The organism is Roseobacter sp. SK209-2-6 (assembly GCF_000169455.1).
In the GTDB taxonomy this organism is placed as follows: Bacteria; Pseudomonadota; Alphaproteobacteria; order Rhodobacterales; family Rhodobacteraceae; genus Pseudophaeobacter.
The window spans coordinates 206,821-227,000 of the sequence record NZ_AAYC01000006.1; the positions used below are offsets into that span (position 1 = coordinate 206,821).

The window sequence follows — 20,180 nt, forward strand, 5'->3', positions numbered from 1 at the left end:
GTGTTTGAGCGATGTGCTCATGTTGGGTGATTGAGAGGGGTGCAGTTTCACCTGCGGGCCCCTCGATCAAAAGAGCGCTCCCCTCTGATACCAAAGGGAAGCGCCGTGTTTGCTTAGTGAACCGCGTCGATGCGGTGGAAGTCGAGGGTGTTTTCCTCGGGCGAGGAATTGATCGCCATAACTTCTTTGCGCTTGGTCAGCACAATGTAGGCCAAGCAGGTCACATAGATGCCGATCACCACGGTGCCGATCCACTGGATCTGCAGCCACTGGCTCTCAAAGGCCAGGGTCAGGCCAAAGAGTACCAGTGCGTTGCCCAGCACATAAGGAACGGTCCCGAAGCGCTGCGCCGAGAGGTTCAGGTTGTCGGTGTAAAGGCGGATCAGCGAGTCAAAGGAGTTGACCACAAAGATGATGCCGACCACCAGCATGGAGACATTGATCATCAGTGTCAGCTCGATGCTGTTCAGGTGGTAGTAGTAGAGCACTGTGAACCACAGGCCCAGCGGGATCGAGGGGAAGACCAGCAGTGCCGCGAGCACCTGCCAAGTTTTCAAACCGCCGACAAAGCGCGAGGTGAACTGACCGATCATGATCGACCAGGCGAACCACCAGAACAGGTAAAACTCATGATAGTCGGTCATGGGCAGGATGAACTTGTGGATATTGGCAAAGTAGCCGCCAATGTTGCTTGCAGTGGAGGCAAACGCGCCCAGGCCCATGCCCGCATAGGCCCACATGCCCAGGATCAGTGCCAGGAACAGCGCGGTCGAGCCAACCGAGAGGATCCGGACGTATTTGATGTCGGTCGAAGAGAAGGCTGCAAAGAGGATCACGAAGAAGGCAATGACATAGAATTCGGGGATCACGCTCTCACCGTCGCCCATGAAGGTGGCGTAGTAAGGCAGATAGACCAGGAACAGCGCGCCGGTGAAGGCGCAGGTGCCAATGATCACGATATTGTTGATCCATTTCACCAGCGGGATCTCAAAGAACTTCACTCGGGGTTCGATCACACAGAAGTAGAATGTGGTCAGGAAGTAAAAGCCCCAGATCAGAAAGCCCCAGAAGCCAAATTCTAGCGCCAAGGGGTTAGTGAAGGCGTAGGCAGGTTCGGTGGCCGTATCCGCGTATAGCGGAAAGTCCCAGGCCAGCGGGAACATGATCAGCCCCACATCCAGGCCGGAGGTGAAGAGAATTGCGATAAAGGTGAAGAGATGCACCGGCGTAACGCCGACATTGCGCACATTCCACCACTTGAGCGTGCAGAAGATAACCAGCGCAAAGGCCAGCAGCACCCCAGCCGAGATGATGAGTGTCATATGTCCCTCCCATGGGGGGCGGGTATCGCCCCAGAACATGGACCATATCGCTACCACAGAATTTCAATTCACTAAACGTTTTTTTAAACGGCCATTCAGGTTTTGGATTTCTTGGATCAACAGTTGAAACCTGAACCCAGCTGGCGCAAAGTCTGCACATGGGAAGAAAACGCATTAGAGACATCCGCAACGAAGAACTGATCGAAGCGACTATCGTAGCCGTTCACCAGAGCGGCTACTCAGTTGTTACAATGGCGGAAATTGCGCGCGAAGCCGGTGCTTCGGCGGCATCAATCAACTATTATTTCGGCTCCAAGGAGGGGCTGATGGAGGCGACGATGCGCCACCTTTTGCGAAAATTGCGTCAAGCCATGATCGAAGGATATGCCAAGGCAAGCACGCCAAAAGAGCGGCTTTATGCGGTGATGGACGCGAATTTCGCGGATGATCTTTATACTGTTCCCCAATGCAGTATCTGGATGCAATTCTGGGCCAATGCGCCGTATTCGCAACGTCTGTCACGGCTACATCGAATCAATCGCTCCCGAGTGCGTAGCCACGTGCGTGCGGAGTTAGCCAACCTGCTTCCGGCAGATCGGGTGGAAACCGCACGCAGTGCCCTGCAATGCTACATGGATGGCGTTTGGCTGGAAGCCGCCCAAGCACACCGCCCGCTTGACCCGAAAAATGCACGCAAGGCAGCACATAGAGTTGTTGATTTGACAATTTCCTAGCTAGCCACCCTGCTCTTGGGTCCTGTCAGTTTTGATGCAAAGGTATTGCCAGGCCTTTCCAGTTCCGAACCTGTTCGTTCGGTCTTTCCTTGGTTTCAAGGTTACTCACTGCGCCGATAGCGTAGCTCAATGTTTCCGGGCATATAACTTAGTATAAGCTCAATCGGAGAGATTTCCCTGAGGGCATAACACAGCCCGGTTCCCGCCTGATGGTCCCATGAATAGAGATACGGGCCATCCTCCAAAAACTCCCCACAAAAGGGTAGGACCGCGAGAAACTCCTGCGCTGTCTGACTGCCAGCGTAGCGATTAAAACGCATACTGCCTATTATGGTAAATTGATCCATCGGATCGGTGGTGGAATACCAATCCCCCTGCATTCCAAACAGGAGCTCCTCCTCCGCACTGGGCTCCCGTTCCGAAATCTCTGCAAGAACAAATTCAACAACAGTTTCATAGTGGCTCACCCAATCCCCGGAAAAGGCTACAGGCTGCCCGGCCGTTAACTGGTTCATTCGCTCAATCAATTGCGGTGCAGTCCGGCCATCGTTGGACACAATAAACACCCGCCCTCCCCCAATCAGCGTACAATGCTGCTGGCGCGCGGTTTTCGATTTCATGCAATTCTGAAACAGAGCTTCACCACTATAGGGCCGCCTCTGCGGTTTTCGCCGCGGCCGATCCCAGGCGCTTCCTTCAAATCCCTGTGCATGTTCGGAATGCATGCTCAAATACTGCCTCTGGTCCGGCAGTTTGGTTACATCAATTTTGGCAAAATACTCTTTTTCAAAACCAAGACCCTCACAGTCTTGCGTGTTTCGAATAGAGAAAGCCGCAGCGCCAGTACAAAAGGCGATGCGGTCATGGGCAAAGATCCATCCGGGGCTCTGCGCCAGATAGTAGTAGATCCTCTGATCTGTTTCATCTTGCAGCGGAGCGACACAGTCTTGAGGCTCGAGTTGCCACCACCCTTCGGATTGCCACTCTCCCTCAGTTTGAAAGGCAACAGACAGAGATTGCCGCACAGCAGTGTCATTGCATATCTCAAGCCCCGCCCAGGCAGGCAATGTAAAGGCAAAATAGAAGAGAACGAACGGAATGAACAGAAGTCTGCCTTTTCGCCTCATCATCTTCAACCTCCTATTGTCGAGCTCAAATAGTCACTCCCCAAACAGTGCTAAAACAGGACGGTTCACAGTTTTGTCGCTGCGTCCGGCGGGGTAATCGCGCGCTTCTTTAAAACTGCTTCACGCCAGGTAATGAAGCATATCGCACCTATGATGAGACTCCCGCCAAGAACTACCCAGATGTCAACGGGTTCGCCAAAAACCAATGTTCCAAGAAGAGTGGCCCAAACCAATTGAAGAAAAGTAACCGGTTGCGTCACAGTCATAGGGGCATTCGCAAAGGCTAGTGTCATAGAATAGTGGCCAGCGGTTGCAAAGCAAGCGACAGCAAAAAGAATGCCAATCGATTGCAAGCTGGGGCGCGTCCAAACCTCCCAGGCAAAGGGCGCCAAGCCTATGGTAACCCAAATAGAAAGCATGGCCACAACCACCGTTGGTCCATATTTTTCTACTGCATTTTTTGCCATTAAGTAGGAGGCACCAAAAGAAAACGCAGTAAAGAGCATTGCGAGATGACCAAGGGAAACCTCTCGAAATCCGGGCCTTAGAATGACTAGTGCCCCTAGAATAGCGACCACGATGGCCAGAACTCGTCGCGCGGCCAAACGTTCACCTAGGAACAGAGCCGCCCCAAGCGTGACATAGACCGGAGAGAGGTAGTTCATTGCCGTGACTTCAGCCAGTGGGATCTGAGTCATGGCAAAGAACCACAAAATGACACCCAGGGTATGCACCCCTCCGCGCCCTGCAAAGAGCAACCAATCCCTTGGTGCAATATGTGTTTTACGCAAAGTGCCGAGCACGGGCAGCAAAAACACCAGTCCAAGAAAATACCGCAAAAAAGCAGATTGTGCCGGTGGAACCTCGGTTCCCAGCATCTTCACGAGGGCCGTCACGGCGACAAAACACAGCCCGGTCACCAACATCCATAGGACGCCCTTGCCCGATGCGGCACTCCCTGCGCTGGTGTGATTTGAAACACTCATAAGATCAATCTGAATACTCTTCCATCAACAGGGACAACCCTACACAAATAAACAAATGCAATTGAGAAGGTTACAAAAAAGAAAAAGAGGGACCTGCTACCGAAAAGCAACGAATTCCTATCACCGCCCACCAAAAGATGATCACATCAGCAGTAGCTTTGCCGCAATGCCCCACATCGTCAAACCAACCAAAAGATCAAGGGCCTGCCAGGCACGCGGTTTGGCAAAGAAGGGCGCGAGCAAAGCAGCCCCATAGCCCAGACTGAAAAAGAAGGCAAAACTTGCAATGCCCGCCCCAAGGCCAAAAACCAGCGGATCGGCATATTGCGCAGAAATCGACCCAAGCAGGACAACCGTATCCAGATACACATGCGGATTGAGCCAGGTCAGCATCAAGACAGTTGCCAGGACCGGCCAGAGCGGGGCCTGTGTAGCACCTTCTGTATTGGCTTTCAGAACCCCTCCGCCCTTCCAGGCAGACATCAGGCTACGCGCGCCATACCAGAGAAGGAATGCTGCTCCGCCCCAACGCATCAGTGTTTCAAACCACGGCCAGGCCAGAGCCAGGGAACCAAACCCCAGCACGCCCGCCGTAATCAGCAGCGCATCTGAGCTCGCACAGGTCAGGCAAATCCAAAACACATGCTGTCGCCGCAGCCCCTGACGCAGGACAAATGCATTTTGTGAGCCTATGGCCATGATGAGGCTCAGACCAAGGGCAAATCCGGCAAATAGACTGGGCGGCATTGAAGGGACCTTAAGATGTTACTTCGGTTCGGCTTTGATTAGCTCAAACAATGTGTGTAGTAAAATTAAACAAAGTAACCCCAATTAAGTGGTGCTAATGAACTTTGACCAAAACCAACTGGCCGCACTTACCTCTGTCCTGCGATTGGGGAGCTTTGAAGCGGCGGCCCAAGAACTCTCGGTCACCCCTTCAGCCGTATCTCAACGCATCAAAGCCTTGGAAGAACGCGCCGGCGGTGTCCTGGTGCATCGCACGACCCCTTGCAGGGGAACGAAATCAGGCCGTCGACTGGCTAAATTGGCGGATGACCTTAACCTCCTTCAGGGTCAGGCCGCTAAGGACCTCGCACTTGTGCCTAGTCAGAGCAGTGGCGCAACCGTCATTAGGGTGGCTGTGAATGCGGACAGTCTGGCCACTTGGTTCATTGATGCCATGGCCACGTACCCGAGTTTCTGTTTGATATTGTGATCGATGATCAGGACCATAGCGCCGACTGGCTGCGCCGGGGAGAGGTCTCTGCCGCGGTCACCGCCCATGGGACCCCGGTCACTGGATGCGATGCCTTTAGGCTTGGCACCATGCAATACACCGCAACCGCCAGTCCACGCTATGTTGCCCACTGGTTTCCTGAGGGTTGCAACACCGAAGCCTTAGCCCAGGCCCCCTGCATCACCTTCAATCAAAAAGACGCCCTGCAACGTCGATGGCTGGACAAGGCCGCCGGTTCCTATGTTTCCCCGCCTTCACATTTCCTGCCTTCCACTCAGGCCTTTGCGGATGCTGCAAAGGCAGGGTTGGGTTGGGGAATGAACCCGGTAAATTTGATCCAGGAGGAACTACAGAACGGCGATCTGGTGGAGCTAAAGGCCGATAGTAGGCTGGAAGTCGCATTGGAATGGCAGGTTAGCCGCATCATGGCGCCCGCGCTGGCCAAATTGACGCGGGCGGTGTTAGGCTGCGCGCGCAAACATCTGTCCTCTCATCAGTGACTATTGGGAGGTCCCCTTGGCCAAGACCAGCCTAAGCCTATTGGAGCCCGCCGCATATGTTTTCAAGAACCGCTCTGTCCTATGATCCCCAGCCCCTTCCCGACCGGTTCGATTTCACCGGGGACGAGATGCAGCAGAAGGCATCGGAGTTTCTGGAACATATGCGCAAGCGCCATACGGTACGGGATTTCACGCCGAAGCCAATCCCGCGCGAGGTGATCACAACCTGCATTGAAACTGCGGGCACCGCCCCTTCGGGCGCCAATCATCAGCCCTGGCATTTTGTGGCCATTTCCAACCCTGCCCTAAAGCAACGCATCCGCGAGGAAGCTGAGGAAGAAGAACGACGTTTTTATGCCGGCGGTGCGGGAGATGAATGGATCAAGGCCCTGGAACCTATTGGCACCAATGAAGATAAGCCACATTTGACCATAGCCCCCTGGCTGATCGTCGTTTTTTCCCAGCGCTGGGGCGAGTTCTCAGACGGAACCCGGTACAAAAACTACTATGTTCCAGAAAGCGTGAACATCGCCACCGGGTTTCTCCTGGCCTCTTTGCACAGCGCTGGGCTTTGTGCTTTAACTCACACCCCTAACCCTATGAAATTTCTTAATACGGCCTTAAATCGCCCTGCCTCTGAAAAGCCAACCATGATCATCGCCGTTGGTCATCCGAGTGCCGAAGCCCAGGTTCCCAGTGTTGCCAAACTGAAGAAACCGCTCAGCGAAATCTCAACGGTGTTTGAGTGACCGCAACTGGCAAAATGTTGGCAAAGGCTTGAGCCGGTCGGGAGCAACGATCGCGGGCGCATTCTGGCGCTATGTTTTGTTGTTACGCGGGAGTAGCTTGCTACTCTGGTGGGGGATGAACCAGGCTGTTCAGCTCCCGATCTTTGTCTTTTTTGCACTGCTGAGCATAGACTTCGCCCTGCTAATATTTGCGGGCCGAAACCTACTTCGCGCCACTGATAGCCATCAATCAGGATCCGGAGCTATGGCTCCGGTCTGGGGCAGTTACCTCGCCTACCTACTTCTGGCACTACTCTCCTCCTCTCTCTGGTGGGAAGCCTGGCTAATCTCCAACCAGGAACCGGACAATATCGATTTTGAAGCCCAGCGAAATGCAGAGCATTCAGCGCGTTACAGCCTGATCCTAACACCGGATGGACGCATTCTCGACTTTAAGGGTGAAATCACATTTGGCCTGACCCGGCGCCTCAAAAAGGTGCTCAGCGAAAACCCAGAAATTGAAACACTACTGCTGAGCAGCGCTGGCGGTCTGATTTATGAGGCCAGAGGGGCCGCCAAACTTATCGCAGAATTTGGTCTGAATACCGAGGCAAGAGGCCTCTGCGCTTCGGCCTGCACTCTTCTCTTTGCAGCGGGAAACAGGCGGCAGATCGGCATGGATGGATCCTTGGGGTTCCATAGCTACCAATTGAGGCACTTTGGCGGCCTGCCACAGATAAATATTGAAAAAGAGCAAAAAAGGGACGAAAAATACCTGATATCCAGGGGTGTTTCGGAAGATTTTGTAAAAAAAGTTTTCGAAACATCGGCAGAGAAACTGTGGTTTCCCAGTGCTGATCAACTGACAAAAGCGGGTGTGACAACCAATTAGGCGCAGTGCCTAAAGCTACTCAGAGGCTGCCATGACACGATCGTAATTCAGTATGCAGCTGACAGCCTGACCCCCAAGGGGAGAGTCGCACATCTCGATGCCGACATCAAAAAGCCCCCGACCAAGTCAGGGGCTTTTCCGGTTTCTGCAAGCAAAGTGTTGAGCAATCAGAGCTGCTCCATCACCTCATCAGAAGCTTCAAAATTCGTTGTAACACGCTGGACGTCATCATCATCTTCCAGAGCATCAACCAGCTTCATCAGTTTTTGCATGCCTTCCAGGTCCAGCTCGGTGGTGGTTGTTGGCTTCCAGATCAACTTGGTGCTCTCGGATTCACCCAGCTCAGCTTCCAGCGCGTTGGAGACTTCATTCAGGTCGGTATCTTCGCAATAGATGATGTGGCCGTCATCAGAGCTTTCGACATCTTCGGCACCCGCTTCAATCGCGGCCATCATAACCGTGTCCGCATCACCAACACTGGCAGGATAGCTGACTTCGCCTTTGCGGTCGAACATGAAGCCAACGGAGCCGGTCTCACCCAAGTTGCCACCATTTTTGGAGAATGTGGATCGCACGGTGGAGGCTGTGCGGTTTTTGTTGTCGGTCATCGTCTCGACAATAACCGCCACCCCGCTGGGGCCATACCCTTCATAGCGAATTTCATCATAGTTCTCGGCGTCGCCACCGATGGCCTTTTTAATCGCGCGCTCGATGACGTCTTTTGGTACCGATTGCGATTTGGCCTCTTTCACGGCCAGGCGTAGACGCGGGTTCTTTTCAGGGTCGGGGTCGCCCATCTTTGCGGCCACGGTGATCTCCTTGGCCAGTTTGGAAAACAGCTTGGACCGCGCCGCATCCTGACGGCCTTTGCGGTGCTGAATGTTTGCCCATTTGGAATGGCCTGCCATGGTAGATCCTTTGTGTCGTGCAATCTAAAGTTTGGCGCACATATAGCCCTGCTAAGGCCCGGCTTTCAAGCTCTGCTACTATCGCAAAGCGAATAGAGCCCCCCTTCAGCGTGGGCTTCCATCTTGTGCACGGGATCAAAGCGGTTAGTCTGCCTACATGACATTTGACCAGATCGCTTTGTTCACCCTGTTTGCCGCCGTCTTCGCCATGCTCCTCTGGGGTCGTTTCCGCTATGATCTAATCGCTTTTGCCGCGCTGATGATTGGGGTGGTGGTTGGCGTTGTTCCAACCAGTGAGGCCTTTTCCGGGTTTGGTCATCCGGCCACTTTGGTGGTTGCGCTTGTCCTGATCGTTTCCGCAGGGCTGGTGCGTTCCGGCGCGGTCCTGCTGATCACCCGCACCCTGGTCGACAGCGCAAGAGCCCTGGGACTGCATATTGCCCTCATGGGCGGGATCGGAGCGGTGCTTTCTGCCTTTATGAACAATGTCGCAGCGCTGGCACTGCTGATGCCCGTGGATATCCAGACCGCCCGCAAGGCAGGTCGCAGCCCCGGTCTCAGCCTGATGCCACTGTCTTTTGCGACCATTTTGGGCGGCATGGCCACCCTTATCGGTACGCCACCCAATATTATTATTGCTGCAATCCGCGAAGAAACGCTTGGGGCGCCCTTTGCCATGTTTGACTTTGCACCTGTTGGCGGGATCGCCGCACTGGTCGGTCTGACCTTTGTTGCCTTTGTCGGTTGGCGCCTGATCCCACAGCGGGAGAATGGTGCGCCTGGATCAGCAGAAGCGCGTCTTGCCGATTACATTGCTGAACTCACCATTCCCGAAGGATCAAAACTCATCGATCAAAGGCTGGGAGAGTTGGATGCCGAGGCCGAAAAAGCGGATGTCGCTATTCTGGGATTGATCCGCAATGGGCAGCGTCACTACGGACGCGCCTATTCGGCGCAGTTACGCGCAGGCGATGCGCTGGTGATCGAAGCTGCCCCGGATGCACTGGATGAGTTTCGCGCCGCTCTAAAACTGGATTTTGCCGATGCGGCCCGACAAGAGAAGCTCACCGCTGCGGGCGAAGGTCTGGAGCTGATCGAAGTCGTGGTTCCAGAAGATTCTCGCATTGCCGGTCGCAGTGCCCAATCCCTGGGGCTCGCCTGGCGGCAAAGCGCGGTGCTTTTGGGGATTTCCCGCCGAGGCCAAAACCTGCACCGTCACCTCAGACAGACCGAAATCGCTGCTGGCGACATTCTACTGATCCTCTGCCCCAGAGAGCGCGGGGCGAGTGTTACTGATTGGCTGGGGTGCCTGCCTTTGGCCGAACGTGGACTGGCGGTCACCGCAAATGACAAGACCTGGGCCGCCATTGGCCTGTTTGCCACCGCCGTTTTTGCGGCCTCTGTCGGGTGGATCTACTTACCGATTGCCCTGGGCCTGGTTGCGATTTCCTATGTATTGCTGAAGATTCTGCCGGTAGCAGAGATTTATGATCATGTGGAATGGCCGGTGGTGGTTCTCCTAGGGTCGATGATCCCACTTGGCGCCGCCTTGGACGCTTCCGGGGGCACGGCCCTAATTGCGCAGGCCCTGATCAGCTTTACCCAAGGCCTGCCAGCCTGGGCCATTCTGACCGTTCTGATGGTGGTGACCATGACGCTGTCGGATGTGCTGAACAACACCGCCACCGCAATCGTAGCAGCCCCCGTCGGTATTCAAATGGCGCAATCGCTGGGTGTCTCCCCTGATCCCTTCCTGATGGCTGTGGCCGTTGCGGCCTCGGCGGCTTTCCTGACCCCGATTGGCCACAAGAACAATACTCTGGTCCTGGGACCGGGAGGCTATCAGTTCGGCGATTATTGGCGCATTGGTCTGCCTTTGGAAGTGCTGATTATCGCTGTTTCCATCCCCGCCATTCTTACCTTCTGGCCGCTTTAAGGTAGGAAACCACCAGAGGCGGCTGAGCCAGAGGCGGCTGAGTAAAACCTCTGAAAATTAGGGGTGTTACCTGACGGAACCTAGGCGAAACATTTGCTCCCCGCCCTTTTTAGCGCCTAGGCTGGCAAGGAAAGACCACAGGCCAGGAGTTCCCGATGTCAGATGGATCAGAAAACTGCGCGGATGTCATCATTGTCGGTTCAGGCCTGGCAGGGCTGACAGCAGCCTGTGAGCTGGGCGATCGCGGCAAGAAGGTGATCTTACTGGACCAGGAACCTGCCCATTTCCTTGGGGGACAAGCCCATTGGAGCCTCGGCGGCCTGTTCATGGTCGACACGCCCGAGCAGCGCCGGATGGGGATCAAGGACAGCCCTAACCTTGCTTTGCGTGATTGGATGAGCAGTGCGCAGTTTGACCGAGAGGAAGATCACTGGCCACAGCAATGGGCGCGCGCCTATCTCGACTTCGCTGCCGGTGAAATGAGGCCTTGGCTGCACCAGATGGGGATGCGCTGGTTCCCTATAGTGGGTTGGGCAGAACGCGGCGGCAGTACAGCGCAGGGACATGGCAACTCCGTGCCTCGCTTTCACATCACCTGGGGCACCGGCCCCGGGGTGATTGCTCCTTTTGCCCGCCGGCTACAAGAACACCAAGACGCGGGCCGTATTGAGACCCGCTTTCGCCATCAGGTCAGCCATATCATTACCCAGGGCGGCGAGGTCAAAGGGGTCTCTGGTGAGCTTCTGGCACCTGATAACGCAGCACAGGGGGCAAAGACCAACCGGCAGGAAATTGGTGAATTTGAAGTCTATGCCCCATCGGTTGTCATTGGATCCGGCGGCATTGGTGGCAATCTGGAGCTGGTCCGCAAAAATTGGCCCCGTGTGCGCCTGGGTGAACCACCAGAGAATATGGTCTCTGGCGTGCCATTCCATGTGGACGGTCGCATGATCCCAATCGCAGAGGCTGCCGGCGGCCACGTCATCAACGGCGATCGCATGTGGCATTACACCGAAGGGCTGCGCAATTGGGATCCTATTTGGCCAAACCACGGCATTCGCATTCTGCCGGGCCCCTCTTCCATGTGGTTCAATGCTTTCGGTGACCGGCTGCCCTCACCCTGTCTGCCAGGGTTCGACACCCTCGCAACCCTGAAAGAGATCCTGAAGACCGGGCATGACTACAGCTGGTTCATCCTGAGCCAGAAAATCATCGAAAAGGAATTTGCACTTTCCGGTTCAGAGCAGAACCCCGATCTGACCTCGGGCAAATGGCTGGAGGTCATCAAATCCCGCCTTTTGTCCCGTGGCGGTGCCCCTGCCCCGGTGGAGGCCTTTAAGAAACATGGCGAAGACTTTATTGTCGCAAGCGATCTCACAGAATTGGTGGCCGGTATGAACCGGATTGCCAAACTCCCCCTCGATGAGATGCACCTGCGGCGACAGATCGAAGCACGGGATGCACAGGTCGACAATCCATTTGCCAAAGACGCGCAGATCATCGCGATAAACGCTGCGCGCAATTACCGCGGAGACCGTTTGATCAGAACGGCCAAGCCCCATCGCATCTTAGACCGTAAAAACGGGCCCTTGATAGCGGTGCGGCTCAACATACTGACCCGCAAAACCCTAGGCGGGTTGCAGACAAATCTGGATAGCCAGATGGTTGGGGCGGATGGCGCCCCTGTTCCCGGTCTCTTTGCGGTTGGTGAAGCCGCCGGCTTTGGTGGAGGCGGCTACCATGGCTATAATGCGCTGGAAGGGTCCTTCCTTGGGGGATGCTTGTTTTCCGGCCGTCAGGCCGGGCAATCCCAAAAAATCGCTTAGCGGGGCCCTTTTTCAGCCGATCAATAAACTGATGGGTAATCCAAACTAAAAAACCTGCGGTTACAGTGCCATAGCCTGTGAAACCACAGCAATCGCCGTTGCCGAAGCCAAGATCAAAACCAAAAAACCTTTTCTAATAGTCATTTTCACATTCCCTCACATAAACCCTGTCCTTTTGATATGGGGCGAAGTGTAAAAATTTCACGTAACAGATTGGGTTTTAGGCAATCTTTTACCCAAGTGGACCTAGAGCGGCCAGAACCAGGGAATAAGTGCAGAAGCCAAAAGCCCAACACTGATATTCAATGGAATGCCAACACGCATGAAATCAGAAAATTTGTAGCCTCCGGGGCCGTAAACCAGCATGTTTGTCTGATAGCCAATCGGCGTTGCAAAGGAAGCGGAGGCCGCGACCATCACCGCGACAACAAGCGGACGGGGATCCACGCCCATGGCTTGAGCTAGCCCAACGGCGATCGGGGTCACAACCACCGCTACTGCATTGTTTGAAACCAGCTCCGTCAGCACCGAAGTCAGCAGATAGATCGACCAGACAAGGAAGAAGGGCGGTAATCCCCGCAACTGCGGGGCGATGGCCTCAGCAATCAGGCTCACGGCGCCGGAATCTTCCAATGCTGCACCGATGGCCAACATGGAAAAGATCAGCGCCAAAAGCCGCCCATCCACAAAGGAGAAGGCCTCATCCGCGTCAATGCAGCGGGTGATCAGCACCATGGCAACTGCAACCACAGAGAGGAGCAGAATGGGTGCCACGCCAAGTGCAGCGAGCAGCACGATCGACATAAGCGCTATGATGGCGAGAGGCGCATGTTTGCGGCGATAGGCCCGCTGGGTCGGCTGCGAAACATCAGCCATATCTGTATCCGCCGCAAGCCGTTGAATATCTGCAGGCGCACCTTCCAGCAGCAATGTATCCCCGACCCGCACAACCAGGTCATCCAGCTGCACGCCAATGTTCTGATTGCGTCGATGCACAGCTAGAACATAAACCCCATAGCGACGGCGCAGACGCATCGCCCCCAGCGTGCGCCCAACAAGGCGGCACCCCGGTGTAATCAGCACCTCGACCGTCTTGGTCTCCACCGCAGAAACCTGATCCACACGCTTCAGTTCCTTGTTGTTCTGCAGGCTCAACAATTCCGTCATCTGTGTGCGCAGGATCACCCGGTCCCCGACCTGCAGCTCGACCCCTTTCAGGTTGCGGCGCAGCGAGAGGTCACCGCGCACCAGGTCGATGAGGCGAACACCAGGACGTTTGAACAATCGCACCCCGGTCACTTCGCGCCCGATCAAATTGCTGTCAGGCGGGATCACCGCTTCGGTGAAGAACTTCATTTTCGAGCGGTCGCTCAGCAGGCTGGCCATACTGTCCCGCTCCGGCAGGAGATGAGGGGAGACAAAGCGCAGATAGATCATGCCCCAGATAACCAAAATCAGCCCCAGAGGCGTTACTTCAAAGATCGAAAAGGGCTCCAGCCCTTGCGCACGCGCGACACCGTCGACCAAGAGGTTTGTTGATGTGCCGATCAAGGTCAGTGTGCCGCCCAGAATGGCGCCATAGCTCAGCGGGATCAGCATTTTGGAGGGCGAGACACGCAGCGTCCGTGAGATCTGTACAAAAACCGGGATCATCACCACAACAACAGGTGTATTTGAGACAATCGCGGATGCGGTGACAACAAAGGCCATAAGCAGGGCAATTGCGCGTCTTGGGCTGACCTCTGCCTGTTTTCGTGCCCGCGCCGTGAAGGCATCCAATGCGCCGGTACGTACCAGGGCCCCCATGATGATGAACATGGCAGCGATGGTCCAGGGTGCCGGGTTGGCTAGCACTGGCACCGCCTTGTCATAGGGGAGCACGCCAGTGATCAGCATCAGTGACACCCCAGCGAGGGCAACAACTTCAGTTGGATAGATTTCTCGCAAGAATGCGATAAACATCAAAAGGACGATCGCGAGAGTGAGAAAGGCACTGCCGTTCTCAAATTGAGTGATCAGATGCATCGCAGCCCTTTGATGTTTTGCTCTTCTCCGCCTGCTCTTTGCGAACAAGCGCGGTCGCTGCAAGTTTCCCCGATCCCGAAAACCGGGGCAAGGATTTCATACTCAATTGTGAAGCCGCCCAGGTAGTTCTGGGCGATTTTACAACAAAGCCTTCATTTGACAGAGAGAACTTCCGTCACAGCAAAGAACTATTTTACTGAAGCGGACCTGCCTGCTGCAATAGGCCACCATTGCGTACCATGTGGATCTCTTTGGCTGCCCCAGTCCTGTCATCGGTCACCACCAAAGCACCAGAGAGAGTGGCCTCCCCATTTGCGGGCGTGAAGCGCGCTTTGGGCATACCTGTCAGAAAACGGCGCATCGGTTCCGCCTTTTCCATCCCTATAACAGAGTTGTAGTCGCCACACATCCCGGCATCGGTCAGATAGGCTGTCCCCTCTGATAGGATCTGGGCATCTCCTGTTGGCACATGGGTATGGGTGCCCACCACCAATGAGGCACGGCCATTGCAGAAATGTCCCATGGCCATTTTCTCAGAAGTGGCCTCGCAATGCATATCTACGATCACCGCCTGGGCCAGTCCGCCACGCGGGTGGGATTTAAGAACGCCTTCAACTGCACCAAAAGGGTCGTCAAAGGCCCGTTTCATAAAAACCTGGCCCAGCGCCTGCGTCACCAGAACCTTGCGGCCGCCGGTGGCGTTGAACAGGCGATAGCCACGCCCAGGGGCGCCTTTGGCGAAATTCAGCGGCCGAATGATACGCGGTTCATTCTCAATGAACTGTAACATGTCCTTCTGATCAAAAGCATGATCCCCCAGCGTCAGGCAATCCGCCCCTGCATCCAGAAGCGCCTTAGCATGATCGCCGCTCAGCCCCATGCCATTGGAGGCGTTCTCGCCATTGACCACGACAAAATCGAGCCGCCACTCCTGCCGCAGACGGGGCAGGTTTTCGGTGATGGCACGGCGCCCGGCGCGGCCCATCACATCGCCAAGAAACAGAATTCGCATGCAGCCTTCCTAGGCTTCGCTGCCAGGCAGAACAAGATGTTGAAAGATTACAATTGCTGTTTTTGCCCGCTCTGGCGCATTTTTCGCCGCTGACTTCCTGGTCGAAACTCTAGAAACCCGCCCTAGCGGTCAAATTGCAGAACACGGCTTTCGGTGACCATCATGTCCAGCGGCTGATCTGTCGGCTCAAGAGGTAGGTCCTCTGCCTCCTGCGCGTCAAAGGCAAAACCGATTGCCAGGGTGGCGCGTTTGCTGCGCAACAACTCCAGCGTACGGTCGTAAAAACCGCCGCCATAGCCCAGGCGCCCCCCCTTGGAATCAAAGGCCACCAGCGGCACCACTACGATTTCGGGCTCAAAGAAATCATCCATTTCCGGCACCCGTGCCCCAAAAGGACCATCGCGCATAGGACCATCCGGTTGCCAGCGGCTGAACTTCAGCGGCATGGCTTCGCCTTCGATCACGGGCACGCCAACCGGACCATGGGCGGCAGCCTCTGCCATAACCGGCAGCGGATCGATCTCTGTACGGATAGGCATGTAGCCCGCCAGGGGAACACCTCGATAGCCGGCCAGAACCTCAGCCAAATGGCCCGCCACGCCCGGCAGATTGCGCGCATGGGCTTCTTTGCGGCGCGCAAAGGCGGCTTTGCGGGCGGCAGCTTTGATCTCCGTCAGATCCATCATGACAATCTCCTACAACAACACGGCAGCGGCGAGACCCAGAAAGGCAAAGAAACCAACCACATCGGTTACTGTGGTCACGAAAGCGCCAGAGGCCAGCGCCGGGTCTATGTTCATCTTTTCCAATAGAATGGGAATAACCGTCCCGGCGAGCCCTGCGACGACAAGATTGATCACCATTGCGGCAGCGATCACCCAGCCCAATGCTGGCGAGCCGAACCAGATCACCCCGACAATGCCCATGACCACAGCAAAGACCACCCCATTGACCAGCCCCACAAGGGCCTCGCGTCGGATCACCCGCCAGACATTGGAGCCGGTGAGGTCACGGGTGGCCATGGCACGTACCGCCACGGTCAGCGACTGGGTGCCGGCATTGCCCCCCATGGAGGCGACGATAGGCATCAAGACTGCCAGCGCCACCACCTGGGCAATCGCCGCTTCGAACTGGGCAATCACCAGCGAAGCCAGCACCGCGGTCACCAGGTTGACCGCCAGCCAGGGAAAGCGCCTCTTGGTGGTTTCGATCACCCGGTCGGCAAGTGAGCTTTCGTCGCTCACACCGGCCAGGCGCAGGATGTCTTCCTCATGTTCTTCGTCCAGAACCACCATGGCATCATCGATGGTGATGACCCCCGCCAAGCGGCCCTCACCGTCAACTACGGGGGCTGATATCAGATGGTACTGATTGAAGGCATAGGCGACGTCTTCCTCATCCTGATCAGCAGGGATGATCTGAAAGGTTTCCTCCACCAGATCCATCAGCGGCACCTCGCGTTTGGTGCCCATGATCCGGCCAAGGGTGACATTGCCAATGGGATGCATGCGTGGGTCGACCAGAACCACATGGTAGAACTGCTCTGGCAGGTCTTCAGACTCACGCATGTAGTCAATCGCCTGACCGACGTTCCAATGCTCCGGCGCCATGACCACTTCGCGCTGCATCAAGCGCCCGGCGGAGTTCTCCGGGTAGCTTAGCGATTGCTCAACAGCGACCCGATCAGAATCCTCCAGCACATCGAGGATGGCTTCCTGCTGCGGCTCTTCCAGATCCTCAAGCAGATCAACAACATCGTCGCTTTCGAGGTCCCGGACCGCCTCGGCCAGAACCGTGGGGTTCAGGACCTCCATCACCTCTTCGCGGATGCTTTCATCCAGCTCCGAAAGGATGTCGCCGTCGAATTCCCGCCCGTAAAGCTGCAGCAGGCTTGCCCGTTCGGGGCTGCTCACCTGTTCCAGAAGGTCAGCGATATCGGCAGCGTGCAGATCATCCAGCAGCTCGGTCAGAAGCGTTTGATCGCCCCTCTCCACCGCATGAAGAACCCGGCCAACAAGTTTTCGGTCCAGATCGTAGCCATCTTCCAGATGCGCGTCTTCGCGGAGGATGCCGTCGCCTGAACTCATGTCCTGCCCTTTCATGTGTATTGTCTGCAAATTAAGAGAAGCAGCTACCAGAAAACAATGACAATACTGCAATTTACCCAAAGCTATGCGGCGCGTATCCTGCGTTGCGCGATTTGGCAAGGAAAGGACCCCGCGACATGCAAAGCGATTTCATCCTTCAGGGACATGTGCTGTCTTATCAAGCTTCGCCTTTTGAAGGCGATGCGCCGGAGGCGGCCGCGCGCATTGATCAGGCGGTCGCAGTGAGCGGCGGCAAGATCGCTGGCGCAGGTTCGCTGGAGCACATGCAGGCGCTGCTGCCGCAGGCTGAGGTGATCCGCCATGGCGAAAAGCTGATCCTTGCGGGCTTTGTCGATGCCCATGTGCATTATCCGCAGACCGCAATGATCGCGAGTTGGGGCAAGCGCCTCATCGACTGGCTCAACAGCTATACCTTCCCGGAAGAGATGCGCTTTGCCGACCGCGCCTATGCGGATGAGATCTCCAACCGCTACCTGGATCTGACGGTGGCCAATGGCACCACCACGGTCTGCAGCTTTGCCACCATCCACCCAGAAAGCGTTGACGCCTTTTTCACCGCTGCCCAGGCGCGCGGCCAGCGAGTTGTAGCAGGCAAGACCTGCATGAACCGCAATGCCCCGGACGGGCTGCAAGACACTGTGCAATCGGCCTATGACGACAGCAAGGCGCTGCTGCAGCGCTGGCACGGGGTGGACCGGATCGAATATGCAATCACCCCGCGCTTCTCACCCACCTCGACCCCGGAACAGCTGGAGGTCATGGGCCAGCTCTGGGCCGAGCACTCCGACTGCCTGATGCAGACGCACTTGAGTGAGCAGCTGGATGAGATCGAATGGGTGAAGTTCCTCTTCCCCGAAGCCCGCGACTATCTGGATACCTATGAGAAATTCGGTCTGCTAGGCGGCAAGGGCCTTTACGGCCACGCCATCCACCTGGAAGAGCGCGAGCGCCACCAGCTGCGCGAACACGGCGCGGGCCTGGTGCATTGCCCGACTTCGAATACCTTTATCGGATCGGGGCTGTTCGATATGGCCGGGCTGATGGCAGAGGGACAGAACATTGGTCTTGCGACCGATACCGGCGGCGGCTCCAGCTTCTCGATGCTGCGCACCATGGCGGCGGCCTATGAGATCGGCCAGCTGCGCGGGGTGCCGCTGCATGCCTCGCAGCTTTTGTGGCTGGCGACCCAAGGCTCGGCCCGGACCCTGCATATGGCGGACAAGATCGGCAATATCGCCCCCGGCATGGAGGCGGATCTGGTGGTGCTGGATCTCGCATCCACGCCCGCAATTGCCCAGCGCTCCGCCTGCGCCAATGACCTGTGGGAAGCCATCTTCCCCACTGTGATGATGGGCGATGACCGCGCGGTTTCCGAGGTCTGGATCAACGGCAAGCGGCAGTAAGGGCCCAGCCGGAACAGCCCTAGACCATACAACAAAAAGTCAAGACAACAAAAAGGCGGCCCGGAGAGGCCGCCTTCCTTATTTTTACATCGTTTCCGGGCTTAACCTGCCAGTTGCTGCGCCAGGGACTGATGGCGCGAAGTCACCGCCCCCATGTCGATGGTTGCCATACGCCCATCGCGGACCACCTGACGCCCCTCGACAAAGAGGTCGCGCACCCGGTCCGGCCCGGCCAGGAGCAGGGCCGCCGGGTCCCAGCTGCCGCTGGAAGCAACGCCGGAGACATCCCAAATGGCAATATCAGCGCGTTTGCCCGGCGCCAGCCTGCCGCAATCCGGGCGGCCCAGAATATCGGCGCCGCCGCGGGTGGCGATCTCCAGCGCTTCATAGGCACTCATCGCGTCAGCGCCATTTGCAACCCGCTGCAGCAGCATGGCCTGACGCGCCTCGCCAGCCAGATTGGCCATATCATTGCTGGCCGAACCATCGACGCCAAGCCCAACAGGAACCCCCGCATCCCGCATCTGCCTCACCGGGGCGATGCCGCTGCCAAGGCGGCAGTTGGAACAGGGGCAATGCGACACGCCGGTTCTGGTGCGGGCAAAGAGGTCGATCTCCTGCCCGTCCAGCTTGACGCAATGGGCATGCCAGACATCCGGGCCTGTCCAGCCCAGCTCTTCGGCATATTGACCGGGGCGGCAGCCGAACTGGGCCTCGGAATAGGCGATATCTTCCTCGTTTTCGGCCAGATGAGTATGCAGCATGACGCCCTTGTCCCGCGCCAGAAGGGCCGCGTCGCGCATCAATTCACGACTGACGGAGAAAGGCGAACATGGCGCTAGGCCTACGCGGCACATGGAGCCCTCTGCAGGATCGTGGAAGGCATCAACAACGCGGATCATATCTTCCAGGATGGCGGACTCTTGCTCCACCAGGTGATCCGGCGGTAGCCCGCCCTGGCTTTCGCCAATGCTCATAGCCCCACGGGTGGGATGAAACCGTAGCCCAACCTCGCGGGCGGCATGGATGGTATCCTCCAGCCGCGCACCATTGGGGTAAAGATACAGGTGATCCGAACTCAGGGTGCAACCAGACAACGCCAGCTCGGCCAACCCCAGCTGGGCTGAGACAAAGAACTCCTCGGGGCCAAAACGGCTCCAGATCGGATAAAGCCGCTGCAGCCAGCCAAAGAGCAGGGCATCCTGGGCACCCGGCACCGCGCGGGTCAGGTTCTGGTAGAGGTGGTGATGGGTATTCACCAAGCCCGGTGTCACCACCGCGCCGCGCCCCTGGACCACCTCGCCGCTGGTCTCAAGCCCATGCCCCAGCGCGGCCACCTGGCCGTCCCGGATCAGGATGTCAGCACCGTGCAACACTCTGCGGTCATCATCCATGGTCAGGATGGTATCGGCATTTTGAATCAGAAATTCGGCCAT

18 protein-coding genes are annotated in these 20,180 nt (G+C 56.6%); 8 read left to right on the top strand and 10 right to left on the bottom strand.

Features of this window, described 5'->3' with window-relative positions; genetic code table 11:
• Window positions 1–113: 113 nt before the first annotated feature.
• A complete protein-coding gene (locus RSK20926_RS11390; protein WP_008206836.1) occupies window positions 114–1,322 on the bottom strand; it encodes a choline transporter in 1,209 nt (402 codons plus the stop codon).
• Between the two features lie 158 nt (window positions 1,323–1,480).
• Between RSK20926_RS11390 and betI the strand changes: the two genes are divergently transcribed.
• The gene (gene betI / locus RSK20926_RS11395; protein ID WP_008206837.1) at window positions 1,481–2,056 is read left to right on the top strand and encodes a choline-binding transcriptional repressor BetI; all 576 of its coding nucleotides are present in this window, start codon (window positions 1,481–1,483) and stop codon (window positions 2,054–2,056) included.
• A gap of 101 nt (window positions 2,057–2,157) precedes the next feature.
• Here betI and RSK20926_RS11400 read toward each other — a convergent pair whose 3' ends face one another.
• The 3 genes from RSK20926_RS11400 to RSK20926_RS11410 form a co-directional block, all read right to left on the bottom strand.
• On the bottom strand, window positions 2,158–3,186 hold the full coding sequence (locus RSK20926_RS11400) for a DUF1036 domain-containing protein (RefSeq protein ID WP_008206839.1): 1,029 nt from the start codon (window positions 3,184–3,186) through the stop codon (window positions 2,158–2,160).
• 62 nt (window positions 3,187–3,248) lie between these two features.
• A complete protein-coding gene (locus RSK20926_RS11405) occupies window positions 3,249–4,169 on the bottom strand; it encodes a DMT family transporter (RefSeq protein ID WP_008206840.1) in 921 nt (306 codons plus the stop codon).
• A gap of 141 nt (window positions 4,170–4,310) precedes the next feature.
• Window positions 4,311–4,916 carry a LysE/ArgO family amino acid transporter gene (locus RSK20926_RS11410; protein WP_008206841.1) on the bottom strand — a complete coding sequence of 202 codons (606 nt, stop codon included), beginning with the start codon at window positions 4,914–4,916 and terminating at the stop codon, window positions 4,311–4,313.
• A 97-nt stretch (window positions 4,917–5,013) separates the two neighbouring features.
• Between RSK20926_RS11410 and RSK20926_RS23405 the strand changes: the two genes are divergently transcribed.
• The 4 genes from RSK20926_RS23405 to RSK20926_RS11425 all read left to right on the top strand — a co-directional run bounded on the left by RSK20926_RS23405 (window position 5,014) and on the right by RSK20926_RS11425 (window position 7,526).
• Window positions 5,014–5,385, top strand: coding sequence for a LysR family transcriptional regulator (locus RSK20926_RS23405; RefSeq protein WP_008206842.1), 372 nt, complete (start codon window positions 5,014–5,016; stop codon window positions 5,383–5,385).
• Window positions 5,382–5,906, top strand: a complete 525-nt coding sequence (locus RSK20926_RS23410; RefSeq protein ID WP_008206843.1) for a LysR substrate-binding domain-containing protein — start codon at window positions 5,382–5,384, stop codon at window positions 5,904–5,906. Before RSK20926_RS23405 ends, RSK20926_RS23410 begins: the two co-directional genes overlap by 4 nt.
• 56 nt (window positions 5,907–5,962) lie before the next feature.
• Complete coding sequence (locus RSK20926_RS11420) at window positions 5,963–6,655, top strand: nitroreductase family protein (protein WP_008206844.1); 693 nt, start codon at window positions 5,963–5,965, stop codon at window positions 6,653–6,655.
• 115 nt (window positions 6,656–6,770) lie between these two features.
• On the top strand, window positions 6,771–7,526 hold the full coding sequence (locus RSK20926_RS11425; protein ID WP_008206845.1) for a hypothetical protein: 756 nt from the start codon (window positions 6,771–6,773) through the stop codon (window positions 7,524–7,526).
• A 167-nt stretch (window positions 7,527–7,693) separates the two neighbouring features.
• Here RSK20926_RS11425 and RSK20926_RS11430 read toward each other — a convergent pair whose 3' ends face one another.
• Window positions 7,694–8,434 (bottom strand): YebC/PmpR family DNA-binding transcriptional regulator, encoded by a 741-nt coding sequence (locus RSK20926_RS11430; RefSeq protein WP_008206846.1) that lies wholly within the window; start codon window positions 8,432–8,434, stop codon window positions 7,694–7,696.
• A gap of 157 nt (window positions 8,435–8,591) precedes the next feature.
• Between RSK20926_RS11430 and RSK20926_RS11435 the strand changes: the two genes are divergently transcribed.
• Window positions 8,592–10,370, top strand: coding sequence for an SLC13 family permease (locus RSK20926_RS11435; protein WP_008206848.1), 1,779 nt, complete (start codon window positions 8,592–8,594; stop codon window positions 10,368–10,370).
• Between the two features lie 155 nt (window positions 10,371–10,525).
• Window positions 10,526–12,196 carry an FAD-binding dehydrogenase gene (locus tag RSK20926_RS11440; RefSeq protein WP_008206850.1) on the top strand — a complete coding sequence of 557 codons (1,671 nt, stop codon included), beginning with the start codon at window positions 10,526–10,528 and terminating at the stop codon, window positions 12,194–12,196.
• 246 nt (window positions 12,197–12,442) lie between these two features.
• Here the strand turns inward: RSK20926_RS11440 and RSK20926_RS11445 are convergent, their stop codons facing one another.
• The 4 genes from RSK20926_RS11445 to mgtE form a co-directional block, all read right to left on the bottom strand.
• Window positions 12,443–14,221, bottom strand: coding sequence for an SLC13 family permease (locus RSK20926_RS11445; protein WP_008206851.1), 1,779 nt, complete (start codon window positions 14,219–14,221; stop codon window positions 12,443–12,445).
• A gap of 193 nt (window positions 14,222–14,414) precedes the next feature.
• On the bottom strand, window positions 14,415–15,233 hold the full coding sequence (locus tag RSK20926_RS11450) for a TIGR00282 family metallophosphoesterase (RefSeq protein WP_008206853.1): 819 nt from the start codon (window positions 15,231–15,233) through the stop codon (window positions 14,415–14,417).
• A gap of 122 nt (window positions 15,234–15,355) precedes the next feature.
• A complete protein-coding gene (locus RSK20926_RS11455; protein WP_008206854.1) occupies window positions 15,356–15,919 on the bottom strand; it encodes a 5-formyltetrahydrofolate cyclo-ligase in 564 nt (187 codons plus the stop codon).
• A gap of 9 nt (window positions 15,920–15,928) precedes the next feature.
• Window positions 15,929–17,320, bottom strand: coding sequence for a magnesium transporter (mgtE, locus tag RSK20926_RS11460; protein ID WP_037254870.1), 1,392 nt, complete (start codon window positions 17,318–17,320; stop codon window positions 15,929–15,931).
• Window positions 17,321–17,457: 137 nt separating this feature from the next.
• Between mgtE and guaD the strand changes: the two genes are divergently transcribed.
• Window positions 17,458–18,744: a guanine deaminase gene (guaD, locus tag RSK20926_RS11465; protein ID WP_008206856.1), complete on the top strand. Its 1,287-nt coding sequence runs from the start codon at window positions 17,458–17,460 to the stop codon at window positions 18,742–18,744.
• Window positions 18,745–18,845: 101 nt separating this feature from the next.
• Here guaD and RSK20926_RS11470 read toward each other — a convergent pair whose 3' ends face one another.
• Complete coding sequence (locus tag RSK20926_RS11470; RefSeq protein WP_008206858.1) at window positions 18,846–20,180, bottom strand: 8-oxoguanine deaminase; 1,335 nt, start codon at window positions 20,178–20,180, stop codon at window positions 18,846–18,848.

Coding starts and splice junctions, on each gene's coding strand:
- RSK20926_RS11390 (WP_008206836.1), bottom strand. CDS start 1,322: ATGACACTCATCATCTCGGCTGGGGTGCTGCTGGCCTTTGCGCTGGTT.
- betI (WP_008206837.1), top strand. CDS start 1,481: ATGGGAAGAAAACGCATTAGAGACATCCGCAACGAAGAACTGATCGAA.
- RSK20926_RS11400 (WP_008206839.1), bottom strand. CDS start 3,186: ATGATGAGGCGAAAAGGCAGACTTCTGTTCATTCCGTTCGTTCTCTTC.
- RSK20926_RS11405 (WP_008206840.1), bottom strand. CDS start 4,169: ATGAGTGTTTCAAATCACACCAGCGCAGGGAGTGCCGCATCGGGCAAG.
- RSK20926_RS11410 (WP_008206841.1), bottom strand. CDS start 4,916: ATGCCGCCCAGTCTATTTGCCGGATTTGCCCTTGGTCTGAGCCTCATC.
- RSK20926_RS23405 (WP_008206842.1), top strand. CDS start 5,014: ATGAACTTTGACCAAAACCAACTGGCCGCACTTACCTCTGTCCTGCGA.
- RSK20926_RS11420 (WP_008206844.1), top strand. CDS start 5,963: ATGTTTTCAAGAACCGCTCTGTCCTATGATCCCCAGCCCCTTCCCGAC.
- RSK20926_RS11425 (WP_008206845.1), top strand. CDS start 6,771: ATGAACCAGGCTGTTCAGCTCCCGATCTTTGTCTTTTTTGCACTGCTG.
- RSK20926_RS11430 (WP_008206846.1), bottom strand. CDS start 8,434: ATGGCAGGCCATTCCAAATGGGCAAACATTCAGCACCGCAAAGGCCGT.
- RSK20926_RS11435 (WP_008206848.1), top strand. CDS start 8,592: ATGACATTTGACCAGATCGCTTTGTTCACCCTGTTTGCCGCCGTCTTC.
- RSK20926_RS11440 (WP_008206850.1), top strand. CDS start 10,526: ATGTCAGATGGATCAGAAAACTGCGCGGATGTCATCATTGTCGGTTCA.
- RSK20926_RS11445 (WP_008206851.1), bottom strand. CDS start 14,221: ATGCATCTGATCACTCAATTTGAGAACGGCAGTGCCTTTCTCACTCTC.
- RSK20926_RS11450 (WP_008206853.1), bottom strand. CDS start 15,233: ATGCGAATTCTGTTTCTTGGCGATGTGATGGGCCGCGCCGGGCGCCGT.
- RSK20926_RS11455 (WP_008206854.1), bottom strand. CDS start 15,919: ATGATGGATCTGACGGAGATCAAAGCTGCCGCCCGCAAAGCCGCCTTT.
- mgtE (WP_037254870.1), bottom strand. CDS start 17,320: ATGAGTTCAGGCGACGGCATCCTCCGCGAAGACGCGCATCTGGAAGAT.
- guaD (WP_008206856.1), top strand. CDS start 17,458: ATGCAAAGCGATTTCATCCTTCAGGGACATGTGCTGTCTTATCAAGCT.
- RSK20926_RS11470 (WP_008206858.1), bottom strand. CDS start 20,180: ATGGCCGAATTTCTGATTCAAAATGCCGATACCATCCTGACCATGGAT.